This is a genomic window from Streptomyces sp. NPDC005374, from assembly GCF_042872225.1.
In the GTDB taxonomy this organism is placed as follows: domain Bacteria; phylum Actinomycetota; class Actinomycetes; order Streptomycetales; family Streptomycetaceae; genus Streptomyces.
The window spans coordinates 190,317-209,836 of sequence record NZ_JBIAKA010000020.1 but is presented as its reverse complement, the minus strand read 5'-3'; the positions used below and the strand labels follow the sequence as shown (position 1 = coordinate 209,836).

Genomic DNA, 19,520 nt, shown 5'->3' with positions numbered 1-19,520 from the left:
TTCGACAGGGCAGTCAGGGCCAGGAGATGTACGTCCGAGAAGGAGGAAATATGGAGTCCCAGGTGCGTGGCGGGACAAGATGGAAGCGGTTCGCTGTGGTGATGGTGCCCAGCGTTGCCGCCACGGCTGTGATAGGTGTCGCCCTCGCGCAGGGCGCACTTGCCGCGTCGTTCAGTGTGTCGGGGCAGGAGTTCAAGGTCCGGGCCGGCCAGCTCGTCGGCTACGACATGAACCAGTACGGCGCCATAGACACGGGCAAGAGTCTTGATGGCAAGAGCGACCAGGCGCACCCGGTGTCGGTCTCGGCGTTCGACCGCGCCACCATCACCGACTTGTGTCAGTCCGTGGTCACCCCGGTTCCGTTCCTGAACAAGTCGGTCACCCTGAAGCTGACCGCGGGTGACAAGGGCACGGATGTAGAAGCCGAAAAGATCTACATCGATGTCGCCAACCTGGACGCGAAGGATGCCGTGTTCTCGGGCATCAACATCGGCGTCCCCGCCGGGACCACCAGCGGGAACACCCCGAAGCCCAAGTACGGAAGCGGGGAGCAGTCCAGCCCGTTCGGGTTCTCTCAGCAGGCCGACAAGGCCGTGCTGACCGATGTGAAGCAGACGGCGTGGGCCACCACGGCCGCCACCTTCAAGCTGTCCGGCCTCCACATGGGGCTGAGCTGGGGCAGCGGCGAGGGAGTCGAGTGCTACTAGGCGCTCAGTGACGGGCGGGGGAGCCGTTACGGTCCCCCGCCCGCCATCTCTCGCTCGTCGCCTTCACATCCCCCACATTCTTCGCGTAACACCCTCATCAAGAGCAACGCCGCACCAGGGAGCTGTTTTCCATGAGCGCCGAGAGTCCTGCCGCGCCCGGCCAGTTCGCCCACCGGAGGCAGCAGTTCCGCGCCTGGCGGGGCAGCCGCCCGTTCTGGGCGGGGCTGTTCGTCTTGATCAGCGGCCTTCCGATCATGTACTTCCCGTACGCGCACCTCCAGCTCGGTGGCCTGACCATCGCCATGGCCACCACGGCGGGCGCGGGATCCCTGATCATCGGCGTACTGCTCGTCGTCCTGGGCATCACCCTCTGGTTCCAGAAGCACGTACGCACCTTCGCGGGTGTCGCGGCGATCCTGCTCGGGCTGGTGTCCCTGCCCGTCTCCAACTTCGGCGGCTTCATCATCGGCTTCCTCTTCGCCTTGTTCGGCGGGGCGATGGCCGTGTCGTGGGCACCGGGCGTACCGCCCGCGGAGGAGCCGGCCAAGCAGGACACGACCGGTGAGGGCGGCTCGCCCGAGGCCACGGACTACGACACCACGGACTACGACACCACGCTCCTGCGGCCGGTGGACCCGGTGGGCGAGCCGAACGATCTGTCAGGAACGAGCCCGGTCAACGGGGCGAACGGGAGGCACAGTGCCGGCTGACGAGGTGATCCACGGGACTGACGTGGACACGTCCCGTGCGAGATCCGGGCCCCGCCACGCGGCACCCAGGAAGCCACTGTTCACCAGGTTCCACGTGCCCGCGGGCAAGGCGATAGCCCTGGCGGCGATGCCGACGGCGGTTCTCATGGGGATGGGCTTCACGCCCACTCTCGCGCTGGCCGATGACGCGCCGCTCACGAAGAGCCTGACGGCGGACGAGTACAAGGACTGCGTCGCGGCACTGGACGGCAGCGCCTCCCCGTCCGCATCGGCGAGTTCGTCACCCTCCACCGGCGACGCCACGGCGACACCGTCCCCTTCGGCCTCCTCCGGCTCGGGGTCGGACTCCGGTTCGAGCGGCTCCTCCTCGTCGGATTCAGGTTCCGACGACACGGCCACGCCCACGCCGTCCCCGTCCGCCTCCGCGAGCAAGCAGGAGAACAGCTCCTCCTCCGCAGGCTCCGGCTCCGACGCCGCCACGCCGTCCCCGTCCGCCTCCGCGAGCGACGACGGCAATCTCCTGACGGACATCGGTGACGCGATCACCGGGATCTTCACGGGCGGCTCCGGTTCCGGCGATGCGTCCAGTGCCAGCCCTACGCCGACCCCCTCGGCCTCGGCGTCCAAGAGCGCGGACGACAGTGCGGGCGACCCCGTCAAGGAGACGACCGACAAGGTCACCGACACGGTCAAGGACACCGTGAAGGACACGACCGACACGGCGTCCAAGGCGGCGAAGGACACCACCAAGGCCGTGGAGGACACCACCGAGGCGGCGAAGGAGGCGGCGGCCGACGCCACGGCCTCCCCGAGCCCGTCGGCGAGTGCCGGCACCGACCCGGAGGACTGCCCGGCCGCCACGGACGACGTGGGCGACACCGAGCCCGGTGTGACCGTGGCGGACAACGCCTGGACCCTCAAGGCCAGTGCGCTGTGGCTCAAGGGAGCCGACTACCAGGGCGTCGTCAAGGTCAAGACCGCGAGCGGCAAGACCAAGAAGGTGCTGAAGTACGTCATCTCCGGCGGCACCGAGATCGATGACCTCCACCAGACCGTCACCGAGCAGGGCACGACGTACCACGTGCAGGCGGGCAAGGGCACGAAGTCCACGATCACCGGCAAGACGATCATGTACACCGAGAGCATCTCCGGCAACCTGCTGGGGCTGATCCCGCTCACGTTCAGCCCGGACAGCCCCCCGCCGCTGAACATCCCGATCATCTACTTCACCAATGTGACGGTCCAGCAGGCCGCCCAGTACGGCGGAACGCTGACCGTGCCCGGGATGCACCAGTACAGCGAGAGCTGAGCCTCGCCCCTCACGAACCTTTCCGGGAGCCGCAAAATGACTGTGCCCCGCCGGGCCCGATCCGGCGGGGCACAGTCGCGTTCCGGGCGGGAGACGATGTTCGGGTGATGGGGCCCTTCGAGGAGCTCGACCGGCTCGACCTCGACGGCCATGTGCGCCGCTGGTCGGCGCCGGGCGTCGCCACGGTTGACGGAGACGTGAGCCAGTGGATGGCCGCAGCCCAGCAGTTCGCCGCCCGGCTTCAGGTCCGTCCGGACGGGCCGACCTGGCTGAGCGAGGAGCAGTGGGGCGAGATCGGGCACGCGTGGGCGGCGCTGCTGGCGGCTGCCGAACGGTCCGTCGGCGAGCAGGGCAACGAGTGGCTGCTGCGGGACCTGTGGCTGCGGTCCTGGCTCCTGGACCACATGGGACCGCGCGCCGGTGTCGCATTGCTCGACCCCGAGGCCGTGCTCGGACGCGCGCTTGCCGCCATGCCCATGTCCGTGGAGGAGGCCGACAGTCTGGCCTCCTGGTGGCGGGAGGTGAAACCGGACGAGATCCTGACGTTCCGTGAGCGGATCCTGGCGCTTCGGATGATCCGGCGTCTGCTGGCTCCGGTACGGCCGTTGGCCGGGCTTCTCGCGGAACACCCTCGCTGGGGCGAAGTCCGCGCCTGGGAGCGACTGGCCCGCGAACTGCCATGACACAACACCGAGGGCGCCCCCTGTCGCAGGGAGCGCCCTCGGTGTCGTACGACAACTGCCTACTGCTGCGCGCCGCCGATGTGGTGCACGCGGAGCATGTTGGTGGTGCCGGCGACGCCGGGGGGCGAGCCGGCGGTGATGATGACGATCTCGCCCGGGTTGAAGCGGTTGATCTTGGCGATCTCCTGGTCGACCATGTCGACCATCTCGTCCGTGGTGTTCACGAACGGCACCACGTGCGACTCCACGCCCCAGCTGAGGGTGAGCTGGTTGCGGGTGTTCTCGTCGGTGGTGAAGGCGATGATCGGCTGCGACGCGCGGTAGCGCGACAGGCGCCGGGCGGTGTCGCCGGACTGGGTGAAGGCCACCAGGCCGCGGCCGCCGAGGAAGTCGGCGATCTCGCAGGCCGCACGGGCCACCGAACCACCCTGGGTACGGGGCTTCTTGCCCGGGACCAGCGGCTGCAGGCCCTTCGACATCAGCTCCTGCTCGGCCGCGACGACGATCTTCGACATCGTCTTCACGGTCTCGATCGGGTACGCGCCCACGCTCGACTCCGCCGACAGCATGACCGCGTCCGCGCCGTCCAGGATCGCGTTGGCCACGTCGGAGGCCTCGGCGCGGGTCGGACGGGAGTTGGTGATCATCGACTCCATCATCTGGGTCGCCACGATCACCGGCTTGGCGTTGCGGCGGCACAGCTCGATGAGGCGCTTCTGCACCATCGGGACCTTCTCGAGCGGGTACTCGACGGCCAGGTCACCACGGGCCACCATGACGGCGTCGAACGCCATCACGACGCCCTCCATGTTGTCCACCGCCTGCGGCTTCTCCACCTTGGCGATGACGGGGACCCGGCGGCCCTCCTCGTCCATCACCTTGTGGACGTCGTCGACGTCCTTGGCGTCGCGCACGAAGGACAGCGCGACCATGTCGCAGCCCATGCGCAGCGCGAAGCGGAGGTCCTCGACGTCCTTCTCGGACAGCGCCGGGACGTTCACGGCCGCGCCGGGCAGGTTGATGCCCTTGTGGTCGGAGACGACACCGCCCTCGATGACGATCGTCTTGACCTGCGGGCCCTCGACGGCCAGGACCTTCAGCTCGACGTTGCCGTCGTTGATCAGGATCTGGTCGCCGGCGGAGACGTCACCGGGCAGGCCCTTGTAGGTCGTCCCGCAGATGCTCTTGTCACCCGGGACGTCCTCGGCGGTGATGACGAACTCGTCACCGCGCTCCAGCTCGACGGGGCCCTCGGCGAAGGTCTCCAGCCGGATCTTCGGGCCCTGGAGGTCGGCGAGGACACCGATGGCCCGGCCCGTCTCCTTGGCGGCGGCGCGGACGCGGTCGTACCGCCCCTGGTGCTCGGCGTGCGTGCCGTGGCTGAAGTTGAAACGGGCCACGTTCATTCCGGCCTCGATCAGCGAGACCAGCATCTCGTGGGAGTCGACCGCGGGGCCGAGAGTACAAACGATTTTCGAACGGCGCATGGGGGCGATCCTATCGGTTTGTTTCGCTACGGAATATTCCGTCTGGCGGAAGATACAAATGGGCGGGACCGTGCTCAGTTGCGGTTACCGCTCAGTCGCTTTCATGTCCGACCAGTGCGTAAGTCTGTGTCGCGATTTCCAATTCTTCATCCGTCGGCACCACCGCGATCGCTACTCGTGAGTTCGCCGACGACACCAGCCGCGGCTCGCCCGCGCGCACGGCGTTCAGCTCCGGGTCGAGCGACAGTCCCAGCTGCTCCAGGCCCGCCACGGCGGCCGCGCGCACCTCGGCCGCGTTCTCCCCGACACCTGCTGTGAACGCGATCGCGTCCACTCTGCCGAGCACCGCGTAATAGGCGCCGATGTACTTCTTCAACCGGTGAATGTAGATGTCGAAGGCCAGCCGTGCCCGTGCGTCGCCCTCGTCGATCCGGCGGCGGATCTCCCGCATGTCGTTGTCCCCGCACAGGCCCGTCAACCCGCTCTTCTTGTTGAGAAGAGTGTCGATCTCGTCCGTGGACATTCCGCCAACACGCATCAAATGGAAGATGACGGCCGGGTCCATGTCACCGGAGCGCGTACCCATCACGAGCCCCTCCAAAGGCGTGAGCCCCATGGAGGTGTCCACGCACCGGCCGCCCAGGACCGCCGAGGCGGACGCGCCGTTGCCGAGATGCAGCACGATCACGTTGACGTCCTGCGGCGCCCGGCCGAGCAGCTCGGCCGTCGCGCGGGACACGTACGCGTGCGAGGTGCCGTGGAAGCCGTAGCGCCGGATGCGGTGCGCGTCGGCGGTCTCCACGTCGATCGCGTAGCGCGCGGCCGACTCCGGCATCGTGGTGTGGAACGCCGTGTCGAAGACGGCGACCTGGGGCAGGTCCGGGCGCAGTGCCCGCGCGGTGCGGATGCCGGTGAGGTTGGCCGGGTTGTGCAGCGGGGCGAGCGGGATCAGCCGCTCGATCTCGGCGAGCACGGCCTCGTCGATCACGGTCGGCTCGGTGAAGGTCTGCCCGCCGTGCACCACGCGGTGGCCGATGGCGGCCAGATCGGGGGAGTCCAGGCCGAGCCCGTCCTTCGCCAGTTCTTCCGCCACGGCCTTCAGCGCGGCGTCGTGATCGGCGATCGGGCCGGTCCACTCACGCGTGGCGTCGCCTTTCACGTGCGTGTGCTTGAGCCGCGAGGACTGCTCACCGATGCGCTCGACGAGACCCATCGCCGGCCTGCTGCTGTCCCGCATGTCGAGCAGCTGGTACTTCAGCGACGAGGAGCCGGAGTTGAGGACGAGGACGCGCGTGGCACTCACTGTGCGGAAGCCTTCTGATCGGTCGGGTTCTGGGCCTGGATCGCCGTGATGGCGACGGTGTTGACGATGTCCGAGACCAGGGCGCCCCGGGACAGGTCGTTGACGGGCTTGCGCAGGCCCTGGAGCACCGGGCCGACGGCGATCGCGCCGGCCGAACGCTGCACGGCCTTGTAGGTGTTGTTACCTGTATTGAGGTCCGGGAAGATCAGAACCGTTGCCTGTCCGGCCACCTCGGAATCCGGCAGCTTGGTCTCCGCGACGGTCGGCTCCACCGCCGCGTCGTACTGGATCGGCCCCTCGATCTTGAGGTCGGGCCGCCGCTGCCGTACCAGCTCGGTGGCCTCGCGCACCTTGTCGACGTCGGCTCCCGAGCCCGACGTGCCGGTGGAGTACGACAGCATGGCGATCCGTGGCTCCACACCGAACTGCTCGGCGGTCGCGGCCGACTGGATGGCGATGTCGGCGAGCTGCACCGCGTCCGGGTCGGGGTTCACGGCACAGTCGCCGTACACCAGCACCCTGTCGGCGAGGCACATGAAGAAGACGGACGAGACGATGTCGGCGTCCGGCTTGGTCTTGATGATCTCGAAGGCCGGGCGGATCGTGGCCGCCGTGGAGTGCACCGAGCCGGAGACCATGCCGTCGGCGAGGCCCTCCTGGACCATGAGGGTGCCGAAGTAGTTCACGTCGGAGACGACGTCGTAGGCGAGCTCGACCGTGACGCCCTTGTGGGCCCTGAGGGCCGCGTACTTCTCGGCGAAGGAGTCGCGCAGTTCGGAGGTGGCCGGGTCGATCAACTGGCAGTCGCCCAGATCGATGCCGAGGTCGGCGGCCTTCTTGCGGATCTGGTCGAGCGGGCCGAGCAGGGTGAGGTCGCAGACGCCCCGGCGCAGCAGGACCTCGGCGGCGTGCAGGACACGCGGCTCGGTGCCCTCGGGGAGCACGACCCTGCGCTTGTCGGAGCGGGCCGTCTCCAGCAGCTTGTGCTCGAACATCATCGGCGTGACGCGGTCGCTGCTCGGCGCGGAGACCCGGCGGGCGAGGTCGGCGGTGTCGGCGTAGCGCTCGAAGAGGCCGAGTGCGGTCTCTGCCTTGCGGGGCGTGGCCGCGTTCAACTTCCCTTCCAGGGCGAAGAGTTCGGCGGCGGTGGGGAAGCTGGTGCCGGGCACCGAGAGCACCGGGGTGCCGGGGGCGAGGCGGGCGGCGAGGGTGAGGACGGCGTCGCTCGGCACCTCGTTGAGGGTGAGGAGCACACCCGCTATCGGCGGGGTGCCGGCGCTGTGCGCGGCGAGTGAGCCGACGACCAGGTCCGCGCGGTCGCCCGGGGTGACCACCAGGCAGCCAGGGGTCAGGGCGTTCAGGAAGTTCGGCAGCATCGCGCCGCCGAAGACGAAGTCGAGCGCGTCCCGGGCGAGCCCGGAGTCGTCGCCGAGGATCACCCGGGCGCCGAGGGCCTGGCCGATCTGGGCGACGGTGGGCGCGGCCAGGGCGGGCTCGTCCGGCACGACGTAACAGGGCACGGGCATCCGGCCGGACAGCCGCTCGGCGATCTCGTCCCGGTCCTCGCGGGCCACCCGGTTGGTGACCATGGCGAGGACGTCACAGCCCAGGCCGGCGTAGGCCCGGTAGGCGTTGCGGGTCTCGGCGAGCACCGACTCGGCGGGCTGCCCCCGGCCGCCCACGACGGGGATCACGGCGGCGCCGAACTCGTTGGCGAGCCGGGCGTTGAGGGAGAGCTCGTCCGGGAGCTGGGTGTCGGCGAAGTCGGTGCCGAGGACCAGGACGACGTCGAAGTCGCGGGCCACCACGAGGAAGCGGTCGACGAGGGTCGAGACCAGTTCGTCGGTGCCCCGCTCGGCCTGCAGCGCGGAGGCCTCGTGGTAGTCGAGGCCGTAGACGGTGGCCGGGTCCTGGGAGAGGCGGTAGCGGGCGCGCAGCAGCTCGAAGAGCCGGTCGGGACTGTGGTGCACCAGCGGACGGAACACCCCCACCCGGTCGACCTGGCGGGTCAGCAGCTCCATGACCCCCAGTTCGACGACCTGGCGGCCGTCGCCGCGGTCGATACCGGTCACGTACACGCTGCGGGTCACGCGTGTTCTCCCTCTTTCGCGCAGGTCATGAAAATCGCCCACCGAGGTGAGCGGAAACCCTCTTGACACTACCCCGATCGGTGGATAAGGCGCCCGTCAGCACCGGATGCGACGGTGCCGTGCGGGACGTGAAAGAATCGAAGTCGGCTCACCGGTATCCACAGCGAGCAGGAGACACAGCACGATGCGCATCGGAGTTCTCACCGCAGGCGGCGACTGTCCTGGTCTGAACGCAGTGATCCGGTCGGTCGTGCACCGAGCGGTCGACAACTACGGCGACGAGGTCATCGGCTTCGAGGACGGTTACGCGGGCCTGCTGGACGGCCGCTTCCGCACCCTCGACCTGGACAGCGTCAGCGGCATCCTGGCCCGCGGCGGCACCATCCTCGGTTCCTCCCGCCTGGAGCGCGACCGGCTGCGCGAGGCGTGCGAGAACGCCTCCGACATGATCCACGAGTTCGGCATCGACGCGCTCATCCCGATCGGCGGCGAGGGCACGCTCACCGCGGCCCGGATGCTGTCCGACGCCGGTCTCCCGGTCGTCGGCGTCCCGAAGACGATCGACAACGACATCTCCTCCACCGACCGCACCTTCGGTTTCGACACCGCGGTCGGTGTCGCCACCGAGGCGATGGACCGCCTCAAGACCACCGCCGAGTCCCACCAGCGCGTGATGGTCGTCGAGGTCATGGGCCGGCACGCGGGCTGGATCGCCCTGGAGTCCGGCATGGCCGCCGGCGCCCACGGCATCTGCCTGCCCGAGCGCCCCTTCGACCCGGCCGACCTGGTCAAGATGGTCGAGGAGCGCTTCGCCCGCGGCAAGAAGTTCGCCGTCGTCTGCGTCGCCGAGGGCGCCCACCCCGCCGAGGGCAGCATGGACTACGGCCACGGCGCGATCGACCAGTTCGGCCACGAGCGCTTCCAGGGCATCGGTACGGCTCTGGCGTACGAGCTGGAGCGCCGGCTCGGCAAGGAGGCCAAGCCGGTCATCCTGGGCCATGTGCAGCGCGGCGGCGTGCCCACCGCGTACGACAGGGTCCTCGCCACCCGCTTCGGCTGGTACGCGGTGGAGGCCGCGCACCGGGGCCAGTTCGGCAGGATGACCGCGCTCAAGGGCACCGACATCGTGATGGTGCCGCTCGCCGAGGCGGTCACCGAGCTGAAGACGGTCCCGAAGGACCGGATGGACGAGGCGGAGTCGGTCTTCTAGGGACCGCCTGCTCGGCTCGCCTGCTCCGCTACGGCCGTCTCTCCACCGCCTCCCAGAAGCGCTGCACGATCTCGTCCAGGAAGTCCCGGCCGGCCCCTCCGGCGTCCGTGCCGCCTCCGCCCCAGTTCAGGGTGGAGACCATCTGTCCCTGGTACTGCCGGTGCAGCTCCTGGAGGGTGTCCTCCACCAGGCGCCGGTCCAGGGGCACGATCTTCGCGACCTGACGGACGTAGGCCTGCCAGCGGGTGCCGACCGCGCCGCGCAGACACTCCGCGAGCCGCTTCTCGCGGCCCGTTACGGCGACGAAGTCCGGCAGGTTCAGCTCCAGCAGTTCGGCCAGGGCGGTGGACTGACGGTCGGTGCCGCGCCACTCGTCGTGCTCCTCCATGCCGAGGTAGACGAGCAGTTCGACACCGACGGTGCGGGCGACGTCCTCGGGGGCGATACCACGCGCGACGCGGTGCTCGCGCAGGGTGCGGGGGCGGCCGATGAGTTCACCCGGCGAGCACCACAGCACGCCCGCGAGAGCGGTGAGTTCCGGACTGGTGGGGCAGACGATCCCGCGCTCCCAGGCGAGGACGAGATCCGGCGTGACGTAGGGGAGCCCGTACGAGACGCGCAGCCCGTAGGCCACGTGCTCGGGCCCCATGCCGAGGGCGACACGGAGTCTGCGGGCGGTGAGGTTGTCGAAGGGCGGTCCGGGCTGGTTCGGCAGGGCTGGGGGTCGGCGCACGGCCCACAAGCTAGGGGCGGGGGAGTGCGGTGACTACGGTCTGTTCGGCCAGGATCACGGATTGTGGGAATCTACGGTTTCGGCCGTGAGTTCGGGCTGGCCGAAGATCGTCTGTCGGCGGCGCGGGCGGGCTCGCGAGGATGGCGCCGGGTGCCCGCACGGGTGGCCGGAAAGAGGTGTGATCTTCGTGTACGAAGTGAATGGCAAGGTAGAGGGGCATATTCGCGAGCGGTTGCTGGCGCCGAACTTCTGGCATCTCGCGACCGTCGGTCCGGACGGAGCACCGCAGGTCTCGCCCATGTGGGCGGATCTCGAAGGTGAGTACGTCATGGTCAACACGGCGATCGGACGTGTGAAGGAGGAAAACCTGCGGCGCAATCCGAACGTTTCCCTCTCCCACCACGACCCCGAGAACCCCTACGACCGCGTCGAGATCCGGGGCCGGGTCGTCCGCTTCGTCGAGGGCGAGGAGGCGGAACGCTCCATGGACCGCCTCACGCAGAAGTACATCGGCGAGGAGCGGTACCCGTGGCTCCTCGAGGGAGAGCGGCGGGTGATGCTGCTGATCGAGCCGGTGCGGGTGCGCCGGGTGGTGGGGGTGGAGCCGTTCCGGCCGGGGGTGCTCCCCGGGGAGTGAGCGCGCGCTTCTAGGGCTGCTGCCGTGTGACCCACCGGTACTGCAGCTCCGGCCGCCCCACCGTCCCGTACTGCGGACTGCGTGCCGCCCGGCCCGCGTCGACCAGATGCTCCAGGTAACGACGGGCCGTGATCCGGGAGATTCCGACCACCTCGGCGAGCCCGGTCGCCGTGAGCCCCTCCGCGCAGTCGCGCAGGGCGACCGTCACGCGCTCCAGGGTCGGTGCGCTGAGCCCTTTGGGCAGGGCGGCCGGGCCCGGTGCCCGGAGCGTGGCCAGCGCGCGGTCCACCTCGTCCTGGCCGCTCGCCTCGCCTGCCGCCGCGTGGAACTCGGCGTAGCGGATCAGCCGGTCGCGCAGGGTGGCGAAGGTGAACGGCTTCAGTACGTACTGCACGACGCCCAGCGAGACGCCCTCGCGGACGACCGTCAGATCCCGGGCCGACGTCACCGCGATCACGTCGGCCTGGTGTCCCGCCGCCCGCAGCGAGCGCGCCAGCTGGAGACCGTGGCCGTCCGGCAGGTGCAGGTCGAGGAGGAGCAGGTCCACGGCCGTACGATCCAGCAGCCGCCGGGCCTCCCCGCCCGTGTGCGCCTTGCCGACGGCTGTGAAGCCGGCGACCCGGTTCACGTACATGACGTGCGCGTCGGCGGCCACCGGATCGTCCTCGACGACCAGAACACGGATGAGCTGCTCACCGGTCATACGTCACCTCGGGGGGCCGTGGCAGCTTCGGGGGTTCTGGGGGTGCGGAGGCCACCGGAGGCCTCGGATTCGCCGGGACCGGCCTCGACGGGGTTGCCGGGGTCGGCGGAGGCGCGGGTCTCGTCGGAGCCGCTGGGGTCGGCGAGGGCAGGGGGCTGATCGGAGTCGCCGGCTCCGGCGGAGCCCCGGGGGGCGCCGTGCCTGTCGGGGGCGCGGGGTTCGGCGGAGGCGTCGGGTTCGACGGAAGCGCGGGACACGCTCAAGTCGCCTGGCTCGCCCGGCTCACCGGGGTGCCCGGAGGCGAGGGGCCCGACCGGATCGCCCAAGGCGTGGGACTCGCTGGGTTCGCCGGAGTCACTGGACCTGTCGGAGTCGCCTGGTCCGGCAGAGCCTCGGGATCCGCGCCCGCCGGGGTTGCTGGGTTCGCCGGGGCTCCGGGGCTCGTGGGGGTTGCGGGGCTCGTGGGGGTTGCTGGGTTCGGCGGAGTTGCGGGGCTCGTAGGCGTCGCTGGGTTCGCCGGACCTGCGGGGCCCCTCGCGGTCGCCGGGTTCGGCGGAAGCGTGGGGGCTGTCTGCGGCGGTGGCGTGGGGGGCGGTCGGGGTGTCGGGTTCGGCGGGGGTGTGGGGTTCGGCTTCCAACGGCAGGTGGACCTCGAACTCCGCGCCGCCCCCTTCCGCCTCCGCCACCGTCAGGGTTCCCTTGCAGCGGGTGACCGCCTGCCGGGCCAGGGCCAGGCCGAGCCCGCGCCCGCCCGGACCCGCCGGCTTCGTGGAGAAGCCGCGTTGGAAGACCGCCTCGGCGTGGTCGGGGTCGACACCCGGGCCCGTGTCCGAGACCCGCAGGAGCAGGCCGCCGTCCGCCGCGTACGCCGTCACCGTCACCCGCGCCCGCAGGCTGCCCTGGGCCGCGTCGACCGCGTTGTCGATGAGGTTGCCGAGGATGGTGACCAGGTCCCGGGCCGGAAGGGTGTCGGGGAGCAGTCCGTCGTCCAGGCGGCTGTCGTCCGAGACCACCAGCTCCACGCCCCGCTCGTTGGCCTGGGCCGTCTTCCCCAGCAGGAGCGCCGCCAGCACCGGCTCACCCACCGCCGCCACCACCTGGTCGGTGAGCGCCTGTGCCAGCTCAAGCTCCGCCGTCGCGAAGTCCACCGCCTGCTCCACGCGGTCCAGTTCGATCAGGGAGACGACCGTGTGCAGCCGGTTCGCCGCCTCGTGGGCCTGCGAGCGCAGCGCCTGCGTGAAGCCGCGCTCGGAGTCCAACTCGCCCATCAGGGACTGGAGTTCGGTGACATCGCGCAGGGTGACCACGGTGCCGCGCTGCTCTCCGCCGGAGACCGGCGAGGTGTTGACGACCAGGACCCGTGAAGCCGTCAGATGCACCTCGTCGACCCGCGGCTCGGAGGAGAGGAGCGCACCCGTCAGCGGCGCCGGCAGCCCGAGGTCCGCCACCGACCGCCCGATCACCCGGTGTTCCGGGGACACACCCAGCAACTCCCGTCCACCGTCGTTTATCAGCGCGACCCGGTACTGCCCGTCCAGCATCAGCAGCCCCTCGCGTACGGCGTGCAGGGCGGCCTGGTGGTAGTCGTGCATCCGGCTGAGCTCCGCCGCGTTCATGCCGTGGGTGTGGCGGCGCAGGCGCGCGTTGACGACGTAGGTGCCGACGGCGCCGAGTGCGAGCGCGCTGCCCGCGACGGCGAGCAGGGCCGTGAGCTGGTCCTGGACCCGCTCGCTGATCTTCTTGACCTGGATGCCGGCGCTGACCAGGCCGATGACCTGCCCGCGGTCGTCCTTGACGGGGGTGACCGCCCGGACCGAGGTGCCCAACGTGCCCTTGTAGGTCTCCGTGAAGGTCTTGCCCTCGAGCGCGCGTTCGGTGTTGCCGAGGAAGTGTCTGCCGATCTGCTTCCGGTCGGGGTGGGTCCAGCGGATGCCCTGCGGACTCATGATCGTGACGAAGTCGACCTCGGTGTCGGCCATGACCCGGAGCGCGTAGGGCTGAAGTTCGGCCGTCGGATCCGCGGTGCCGATCGCCTGCCGCACGGACGGGGAGTCCGCGACCGCCCGCGCCACCACCCTGGCCTGGTCGCGTGCCGCGTTCTCGGCCTGGCCGCGGTCGCTGACGTACGTGAACAGCGCGTATCCCGCGACGACCACCGTGATCAGCACGGCCTGCATGGCGAAGAGCTGGGCCGCCAGACTGCGGGGTCTCGGTACCGCGGGGATGCGCATGCCGTCAGTCTGCCCCATGGCCGAATTTGACCGCTGCCCCCGCGGACCGGGGAAATTCCAGGTCCGGGCCGGGATCGACGGGCGGGAGACCTCCTGGTCACCCTCCTGGTCACGGGTGACCGTGTTCATGTCCCGGTGAACTAAATGAACGGAAGGGTGACCGCCCTCACAGGGCAGGAGATAGTCACGGCATTCCTCAAAAGCCCGGACGTGAGCCGCACGCCGGTCATACCGACGAAGACGTCAAGGAGGGCAGCCGTGGCCGCCAGCACCCCCGATACGGCACCTGCCGCACCCGCGAAGCGGGACCGCACCCACTATCTGTACATCGCGGTGATCGTCGCGGTCGCCATCGGTATCACCGTCGGCCTGGTCGCCCCCGACTTCGCGGTCGAGCTGAAGCCGATCGGCACCGGGTTCGTGAACCTGATCAAGATGATGATCTCGCCGATCATCTTCTGCACGATCGTGCTCGGCATCGGATCGGTCCGCAAGGCCGCCAAGGTCGGCGCGGTCGGCGGTATCGCGCTGGCCTACTTCACGGTCATGTCGCTGGTCGCGCTGGGCATCGGCCTGGTCGTCGGCAACATCCTGGAGCCGGGCACCGGTCTCGCCGTCACCGACGCGATCAAGAACGCCGGTCACGCCCAGGTCGACGCGGAGGCCAAGGACACCACGGAGTTCCTGCTCGGCATCATCCCGACGACCTTCGTCTCCGCCTTCACCGAGGGCGAGGTCCTCCAGACCCTGCTGATCGCCCTGCTCGTCGGGTTCGCGCTGCAGGCCATGGGCCCGGTCGGCCAGCCCGTCCTGCGCGGTGTGGAGCACATCCAGCGGCTCGTCTTCCGCGTCCTGTCCATGGTCATGTGGGCCGCCCCGCTCGGTGCCTTCGGCGCGATGGCCGCCGTGGTCGGTTCCGCCGGTGTCGACGCCCTCAAGAGCCTCGCCGTCCTGATGCTCGGCTTCTACGCCACCTGCGTCCTGTTCGTCTTCATCGTGCTCGGCACGCTGCTGCGGGTCGTCGCAGGCCTCAACATCCTGACGCTCTTCAAGTACCTCGGCCGTGAGTTCCTGCTGATCCTGTCGACCTCCTCCTCCGAGTCCGCGCTGCCGCGCGTCATCGCGAAGATGGAGCACCTGGGCGTCAGCAAGCCGGTGGTCGGCATCACCATCCCGACCGGCTACTCCTTCAACCTCGACGGCACCATGATCTACATGACCATGGCCTCGCTGTTCATCGCCGACGCCATGGGTACGCCGATGGCCGTCAGTGAGCAGATCCCGCTGCTGCTGTTCCTCTTCGTCGCCTCGAAGGGTGCCGCGGGTGTCACCGGCGCCGGCATGGCGACCCTGGCCGGTGGCCTCCAGTCGCACAAGCCCGCCCTGGTGGACGGCATCGGCCTGATCGTCGGCATCGACCGCTTCATGAGCGAGGCGCGCGCCCTGACCAACTTCGCGGGCAACGCCGTCGCCACCATCCTGATCGGCACCTGGACCAAGGAGATCGACCGCGAGCGCGTCGACCAGGTGCTCGCCGGTCACCTGCCCTTCGACGAGAAGACCCTCCTCGACCAGGACGACGAGCTCGCCGCCGAGCCGGACGCCCCCGAGCAGGGCGACAAGGAGCTCGCCAAGGCCTGAGCGGCCCTGGACCGGTGGCCGCACGGCCACCCGCAAGCGGGGTCGGGCCCGACCTGAACCCGGGCCCGGCTCGCCCACCCCGGGCGGCCGAGTACTCCCCCGTAGCTCGGCCGCCCGGACTCACTCCCCACGCAGAACTCAGTCGCGCAGTTTCGCCACCAGCGCGGTGGCCAGAGAGGCGGGCACGCCCGCCGCGGTCAGAGTCGTGACCGCGGCGGAGCGGCCCGCCTCCTGCGTTGTCAGCAGGCCGTCGTTCACCGCCTCCATCACCGCGAACAGCATCTGCTCATGGACGTACGCCAGTGCGGGCGCGGGCAGCGGTGAGACGAACACGCCCTCGTCCAGGCCGCGTTGGAGCAGCTCGGTGCGGGCGGCGCGCACGGGGGCCAGCCGCTCGCGGATGCCCTGCACGGTCACGCTGCGCCGTGCGAGCGCCAACAGGATCCGGTAACGGTCGGCGACCTCCCAGACCGCGAGCACGGAGCCGGCCACGGCCTGCGCGAGATCCTGGGCGCCCTCGCGGCCCGCTGCGTGAGCGGCCGCCACCGCCTCGACGGCACCGTCGACGAGCGTGCCGATCAGCGCCTCACGGCTCGGGAAGTGCCCGTACACCGTCCGCCGTACGACCCCTGCGGCGCGGGCGATCTGCTCCATGGACGCGTCCGGGTCGCGCAGCAGTTCGGTGAGTGCGACATCGAGGATGCGGCGGCGGTTGGCGTCGGCGCGACTGGAGTGGCCCGTGGTCATGGGCGCCATTCTGCCCCTCCGGGCCGGACTTGCACGGCGATGTGCAGTACGCGTGCATTGCACACCGTTGTAACCCACCCGCTCTCTCACCGGACTCTTACCGGACCCCACTAGCGTGCCCTCCCCTGACGGCACGTTTTCTCATCGGAGGCACACGGGGGATGAAGATCGACTGGGACCGGCGGACGTGCGCGCGCCGCGGTCATGTGACGTACGCGCCGGACGAACTCCACCTGCGGGAGCGGCTGTCGGCCGGGACCGCCCTCGGGGAGGCCTGGCGATGCCTGCGCTGCGGTGACTTCGCCCTCGGTGAGCCGCACGGCTCGGGCCCCGCCGACCACGCGCCCCTGGTGCCGCGCGGCAAGGTGCTCAGGGATCTGTTCATCCTCCGCTTTCTCGCGATCGAGCGGGCGGTGCGCGGGGTGTTCATCGTGCTGGCCGCGGTGGCGGTGTGGAAGTTCAGCAACAGCCAGGACTCGGTGCGCAGACTCTTCGACGAGTATCTGGACGTCTTCCGGCCGGTGTTCAAGCACTTCCACTACGACCTCGACCACTCGCCGATCGTCGACACCGTCCAGAAGACCTTCGGCTACAAGCACAACACCCTTGTCCTGGTGGCCGTGTTGCTGCTGGCGTACGCCCTGATCGAACTCGTCGAGGCGGTCGGCCTCTGGTACGCCAGGCGCTGGGCGGAGTACCTGACGGTGGTCGCGACGGCCGCCTTCCTCCCTCTGGAGATCTACGAACTCACCGAGCGCATCAGCTGGTTGAAGATCGGCACCCTGGTGCTGAACGTGCTCGCCGTCCTCTACATCCTCCTCGCCAAGCGCCTGTTCGGCCTGCGCGGCGGGCACCGGGCCTTCGAGGAGGAACGGCAGAGCGCGTCCCTGCTGGAGGTCGAGGAGGCGGCGAGGGCGGTCGCCGTCTAGGGCAGCCCTAGGTGGGTTCGGCCCACGGGTCGGTGATCTCCCGCAGCAGGGTCAGTGCCTCGCGCAGCTGCTTCACACGGCGCCTGCCGAGGTGCTCCTCCCATTCCTTCTCCACCGCGGCGACCACCCCGTCGGCGACCTCCTTCGCCGCCCACGCCTTCGCCGCGCCGCACACCAGCCGGGCCCGCTTGTCGGTCGGGTCCGGGATGCGGGTGACATAGCCCGCCTTCTCCAGCTGGTCGACCAGGAAGCCCGCGGTCTGCTTGGTGATCTGGGCCTGCTCGGCCAGTTCCGTCAGTCGCGTGCCGTTCGGGCCGATGCGCTGCATGACCCGGGCCTGGGCGGGCGTGAAGTCGTCGAAGCCGGCCTCCGCGAGCACGGCGAAGATACGGTTCTCCAGGGCCCGGTACGGGAGGAAAAGGAGCACGCCCGTGTTGAGCTCGCTCTCCGCCACCATGGTCGATGCTCCCTCGCACTGCTTGACATTAGTCAGAGACTCTGACTAATTTAGTCAGTGAAGCTTACCACTTGAGTGGGTGATCTCCATGGGTGCCGTATCGGATGCAGCGCTGGACACCGACGAGCTCTGGCGGATCGTCGACCAGGAGCGGGCGAGTCTGGCCGTTCTGCTGGAAGGCCTGAGCCCCGAGGAGTGGGAGACGCGCACGCGGTGCGGGGACTGGCGGGTGCGGGACCTCGCGGCGCATCTCACCGTCGCGGCGCGCTTCTCCTACGGCCAGGTCGTACGGGAGATGGTCCGCGCCCGGGGGAACTGGAACCGCATGATCCACGACTCGGCGGTCCGCGAGGCGGAGCTGCCGGTCGGTGAGATCGTCGCCAACCTGCGCTCGACCGTCGGCTCCCGCCGCCTCGCGCCGACCACCTCACCCCGCGAACCCCTCCTCGACCTCCTCGTCCACGGCCAGGACATCGCCCTGGCCCTCGGCCGGGAACGCCCGGTGCCCCCCGCTGCCGCCCGGGATGCCGCCGACCGGGTGTGGACCATGCGGTTCCCGCCGCGCCCCTGGCCCCTGCCGAAGGCGCGGCTCGTCGCCACCGACATCGAGTGGACGCGCGGGGAGGGCGAGACGGTCAGCGGCCCGATCACCTCCCTGCTCCTGCTGCTCACCGGGCGCCCGGAAGCGGCCGGTGAGTGGGCCGAGCGCGCCGGGGAGCCGTGGACGGGGGTCGTGGCTCCCCGGTGACGGTCGGCGTTCGCCGCGCGGGCCGGGTGCACGCCGAGGTCCCTCGCTGCGAGAGTCCGGGCCACGGCCCCGGCAGCCATCGGCGTACGTCGCCGAAGGTGAACCCGAACCGGCGGCGCGGGAGTTGCGCATCTGCCGTACGAGGCCGTAGGGGCGTGCGCAGGAGAACGGCGAGACCCCGACGGCCTGGAGGACGGTCTTGCCTTCCGGAAAGTGCGTGGCCACCGCCCCCCGCGACTCCTCCGTGTGCTGCGGCCCGTGCGAGGCCGCGTGCGCGGGCCGGTGAAGTCGTCCGCACTTCCGGGCACATGGGCCACACGGACGGCCGTAAAGGGAAATGCGCAGGGGATTCTCCGGCGCCGCACAAACCGCTCTTGCCTTGACGTCGGCGTCAAGGACTACGTTCATGGGCATGCGAATCGGCGAGCTGGCCGCACGGGCCGGGACCACGACGCGGACGCTGCGCTACTACGAGGCGCGGGGCCTGTTGCCCGCCCGGCGAGGGCACAACGGATACCGGACCTACGACGAGGACGACCTGAAGCTGCTCCGTCAGATCAGGACGCTCCAGGACTTCGGGTTCGACCTGGAGGAGACACGGCCCTTCGTGGAGTGTCTGCGGGCCGGGCACCCCGAGGGTGATTCGTGCCCCGCCTCGCTCGCGGTCTACCGGCGCAAGCTCGAGGACCTGGACGCGCTGATCGGCGAGTTGCAGACCGTGCGGGCCCAGGTCGGGCAGCAGCTGGAGCGGGCCGAGCGGGCGCGTGACGGGCTGGCCGCCGAGGCGGAGGTTCCGGGCGGTCCGGAACCGGTGTGCGAACTGGGAGGACAGGAACTGTGATCAGGGCAGCGGGTGTGGCCGAGGTGACGGACGCGGACTTCGCGACGGAGGTGATCGGTGCGGAGCTGCCGGTGCTGGTGGAGTTCACCGCCGACTGGTGTCCGCCGTGCCGGCAGATGGGGCCGGTGCTGACCGCCCTCGCGGCGGAGGAGGGGGAGCGGTTCAGGGTGGTTCAGCTGGACGTGGACACCAACCCGGTGACGACGAACACATTCCAGGTGCTTTCCATGCCCACCTTCATGGTGTTCAAGAACGGCGAACCGGTGCTGTCGATGGTGGGTGCCAGGCCGAAACGGCGACTGCTCCAGGAGCTGTCGGCCGTTGTCTGACGGGAATTCCGTCGATTAATTACCA

The 19,520-nt window shown here is 69.9% G+C and carries 18 protein-coding genes and 1 pseudogene; 11 read left to right on the top strand and 8 right to left on the bottom strand.

Going from position 1 to position 19,520, the window contains the following annotated elements; genetic code table 11:
- The first annotated feature begins 50 nt into the window (after window positions 1-50).
- From ACFYRX_RS39050 to ACFYRX_RS39035, 4 genes are all read left to right on the top strand, one after another.
- Window positions 51-707, top strand: coding sequence for a DUF6230 family protein (locus ACFYRX_RS39050; protein WP_389110825.1), 657 nt, complete (start codon window positions 51-53; stop codon window positions 705-707).
- A gap of 131 nt (window positions 708-838) precedes the next feature.
- Window positions 839-1,417, top strand: a complete 579-nt coding sequence (locus ACFYRX_RS39045) for a DUF6114 domain-containing protein (protein WP_389110822.1) — start codon at window positions 839-841, stop codon at window positions 1,415-1,417.
- A complete protein-coding gene (locus tag ACFYRX_RS39040; protein ID WP_389110820.1) occupies window positions 1,407-2,726 on the top strand; it encodes a hypothetical protein in 1,320 nt (439 codons plus the stop codon). The genes ACFYRX_RS39045 and ACFYRX_RS39040 overlap by 11 nt, the downstream gene beginning before the upstream one ends.
- A 107-nt stretch (window positions 2,727-2,833) precedes the next feature.
- Window positions 2,834-3,409 (top strand): hypothetical protein, encoded by a 576-nt coding sequence (locus ACFYRX_RS39035; RefSeq protein ID WP_389110817.1) that lies wholly within the window; start codon window positions 2,834-2,836, stop codon window positions 3,407-3,409.
- A 59-nt stretch (window positions 3,410-3,468) separates the two neighbouring features.
- Here the strand turns inward: ACFYRX_RS39035 and pyk are convergent, their stop codons facing one another.
- From pyk to pta, 3 genes are all read right to left on the bottom strand, one after another.
- The gene (gene pyk, locus ACFYRX_RS39030; RefSeq protein ID WP_389110816.1) at window positions 3,469-4,896 is read right to left on the bottom strand and encodes a pyruvate kinase; all 1,428 of its coding nucleotides are present in this window, start codon (window positions 4,894-4,896) and stop codon (window positions 3,469-3,471) included.
- A gap of 91 nt (window positions 4,897-4,987) precedes the next feature.
- Complete coding sequence (locus ACFYRX_RS39025; RefSeq protein WP_389110813.1) at window positions 4,988-6,199, bottom strand: acetate kinase; 1,212 nt, start codon at window positions 6,197-6,199, stop codon at window positions 4,988-4,990.
- Entirely contained in the window at window positions 6,196-8,289 is a 2,094-nt protein-coding gene (gene pta / locus ACFYRX_RS39020; protein WP_389110811.1) for a phosphate acetyltransferase, read from the bottom strand. Before pta ends, ACFYRX_RS39025 begins: the two co-directional genes overlap by 4 nt.
- A 184-nt stretch (window positions 8,290-8,473) precedes the next feature.
- On the opposite strand from pta, the gene ACFYRX_RS39015 reads away from it, so the two are divergent.
- On the top strand, window positions 8,474-9,499 hold the full coding sequence (locus tag ACFYRX_RS39015; protein WP_389110808.1) for an ATP-dependent 6-phosphofructokinase: 1,026 nt from the start codon (window positions 8,474-8,476) through the stop codon (window positions 9,497-9,499).
- 28 nt (window positions 9,500-9,527) lie between these two features.
- Here the strand turns inward: ACFYRX_RS39015 and ACFYRX_RS39010 are convergent, their stop codons facing one another.
- On the bottom strand, window positions 9,528-10,232 hold the full coding sequence (locus ACFYRX_RS39010; protein ID WP_389110805.1) for a helix-turn-helix domain-containing protein: 705 nt from the start codon (window positions 10,230-10,232) through the stop codon (window positions 9,528-9,530).
- Window positions 10,233-10,410: 178 nt separating this feature from the next.
- Between ACFYRX_RS39010 and ACFYRX_RS39005 the strand changes: the two genes are divergently transcribed.
- Entirely contained in the window at window positions 10,411-10,869 is a 459-nt protein-coding gene (locus tag ACFYRX_RS39005) for a PPOX class F420-dependent oxidoreductase (RefSeq protein ID WP_389110802.1), read from the top strand.
- Window positions 10,870-10,879: 10 nt separating this feature from the next.
- On the opposite strand, the gene ACFYRX_RS39000 is transcribed toward ACFYRX_RS39005, so the two are convergent.
- Complete coding sequence (locus tag ACFYRX_RS39000) at window positions 10,880-11,572, bottom strand: response regulator (protein ID WP_389110799.1); 693 nt, start codon at window positions 11,570-11,572, stop codon at window positions 10,880-10,882.
- 635 nt (window positions 11,573-12,207) lie between these two features.
- Window positions 12,208-13,803: pseudogene (locus tag ACFYRX_RS38995) on the bottom strand (ATP-binding protein); the annotation flags it as partial.
- A gap of 258 nt (window positions 13,804-14,061) precedes the next feature.
- Between ACFYRX_RS38995 and ACFYRX_RS38990 the strand changes: the two are divergent.
- Window positions 14,062-15,444 (top strand): cation:dicarboxylate symporter family transporter, encoded by a 1,383-nt coding sequence (locus ACFYRX_RS38990; RefSeq protein WP_389110796.1) that lies wholly within the window; start codon window positions 14,062-14,064, stop codon window positions 15,442-15,444.
- 138 nt (window positions 15,445-15,582) lie between these two features.
- On the opposite strand, the gene ACFYRX_RS38985 is transcribed toward ACFYRX_RS38990, so the two are convergent.
- A complete protein-coding gene (locus ACFYRX_RS38985; RefSeq protein ID WP_389110794.1) occupies window positions 15,583-16,200 on the bottom strand; it encodes a TetR/AcrR family transcriptional regulator in 618 nt (205 codons plus the stop codon).
- A 152-nt stretch (window positions 16,201-16,352) separates the two neighbouring features.
- Between ACFYRX_RS38985 and ACFYRX_RS38980 the strand changes: the two genes are divergently transcribed.
- Entirely contained in the window at window positions 16,353-17,120 is a 768-nt protein-coding gene (locus tag ACFYRX_RS38980) for a DUF2127 domain-containing protein (protein ID WP_389110791.1), read from the top strand.
- Window positions 17,121-17,127: 7 nt separating this feature from the next.
- Here the strand turns inward: ACFYRX_RS38980 and ACFYRX_RS38975 are convergent, their stop codons facing one another.
- Entirely contained in the window at window positions 17,128-17,577 is a 450-nt protein-coding gene (locus ACFYRX_RS38975) for a MarR family winged helix-turn-helix transcriptional regulator (RefSeq protein WP_389110789.1), read from the bottom strand.
- 88 nt (window positions 17,578-17,665) lie between these two features.
- Here ACFYRX_RS38975 and ACFYRX_RS38970 point away from each other — a divergent pair, with 88 nt between their 5' ends.
- The 3 genes from ACFYRX_RS38970 to ACFYRX_RS38960 all read left to right on the top strand — a co-directional run bounded on the left by ACFYRX_RS38970 (window position 17,666) and on the right by ACFYRX_RS38960 (window position 19,495).
- Window positions 17,666-18,325: a maleylpyruvate isomerase family mycothiol-dependent enzyme gene (locus ACFYRX_RS38970; protein WP_389110786.1), complete on the top strand. Its 660-nt coding sequence runs from the start codon at window positions 17,666-17,668 to the stop codon at window positions 18,323-18,325.
- A gap of 412 nt (window positions 18,326-18,737) precedes the next feature.
- Window positions 18,738-19,166, top strand: a complete 429-nt coding sequence (locus ACFYRX_RS38965) for a MerR family transcriptional regulator (RefSeq protein ID WP_389110859.1) — start codon at window positions 18,738-18,740, stop codon at window positions 19,164-19,166.
- The gene (locus tag ACFYRX_RS38960) at window positions 19,163-19,495 is read left to right on the top strand and encodes a thioredoxin family protein (protein WP_389110783.1); all 333 of its coding nucleotides are present in this window, start codon (window positions 19,163-19,165) and stop codon (window positions 19,493-19,495) included. The genes ACFYRX_RS38965 and ACFYRX_RS38960 overlap by 4 nt, the downstream gene beginning before the upstream one ends.
- Window positions 19,496-19,520 lie beyond the last annotated feature (25 nt).

Excerpts from the sequence above, each read along its gene's own strand:
- ACFYRX_RS39050 (WP_389110825.1), top strand. The coding sequence starts at position 51 with ATGGAGTCCCAGGTGCGTGGCGGGACAAGATGGAAGCGGTTCGCTGTG.
- ACFYRX_RS39045 (WP_389110822.1), top strand. The coding sequence starts at position 839 with ATGAGCGCCGAGAGTCCTGCCGCGCCCGGCCAGTTCGCCCACCGGAGG.
- ACFYRX_RS39035 (WP_389110817.1), top strand. The coding sequence starts at position 2,834 with ATGGGGCCCTTCGAGGAGCTCGACCGGCTCGACCTCGACGGCCATGTG.
- pyk (WP_389110816.1), bottom strand. The coding sequence starts at position 4,896 with ATGCGCCGTTCGAAAATCGTTTGTACTCTCGGCCCCGCGGTCGACTCC.
- ACFYRX_RS39015 (WP_389110808.1), top strand. The coding sequence starts at position 8,474 with ATGCGCATCGGAGTTCTCACCGCAGGCGGCGACTGTCCTGGTCTGAAC.
- ACFYRX_RS39000 (WP_389110799.1), bottom strand. The coding sequence starts at position 11,572 with ATGACCGGTGAGCAGCTCATCCGTGTTCTGGTCGTCGAGGACGATCCG.
- ACFYRX_RS38985 (WP_389110794.1), bottom strand. The coding sequence starts at position 16,200 with ATGGCGCCCATGACCACGGGCCACTCCAGTCGCGCCGACGCCAACCGC.
- ACFYRX_RS38980 (WP_389110791.1), top strand. The coding sequence starts at position 16,353 with ATGAAGATCGACTGGGACCGGCGGACGTGCGCGCGCCGCGGTCATGTG.
- ACFYRX_RS38975 (WP_389110789.1), bottom strand. The coding sequence starts at position 17,577 with ATGGTGGCGGAGAGCGAGCTCAACACGGGCGTGCTCCTTTTCCTCCCG.
- ACFYRX_RS38970 (WP_389110786.1), top strand. The coding sequence starts at position 17,666 with ATGGGTGCCGTATCGGATGCAGCGCTGGACACCGACGAGCTCTGGCGG.
- ACFYRX_RS38965 (WP_389110859.1), top strand. The coding sequence starts at position 18,738 with ATGCGAATCGGCGAGCTGGCCGCACGGGCCGGGACCACGACGCGGACG.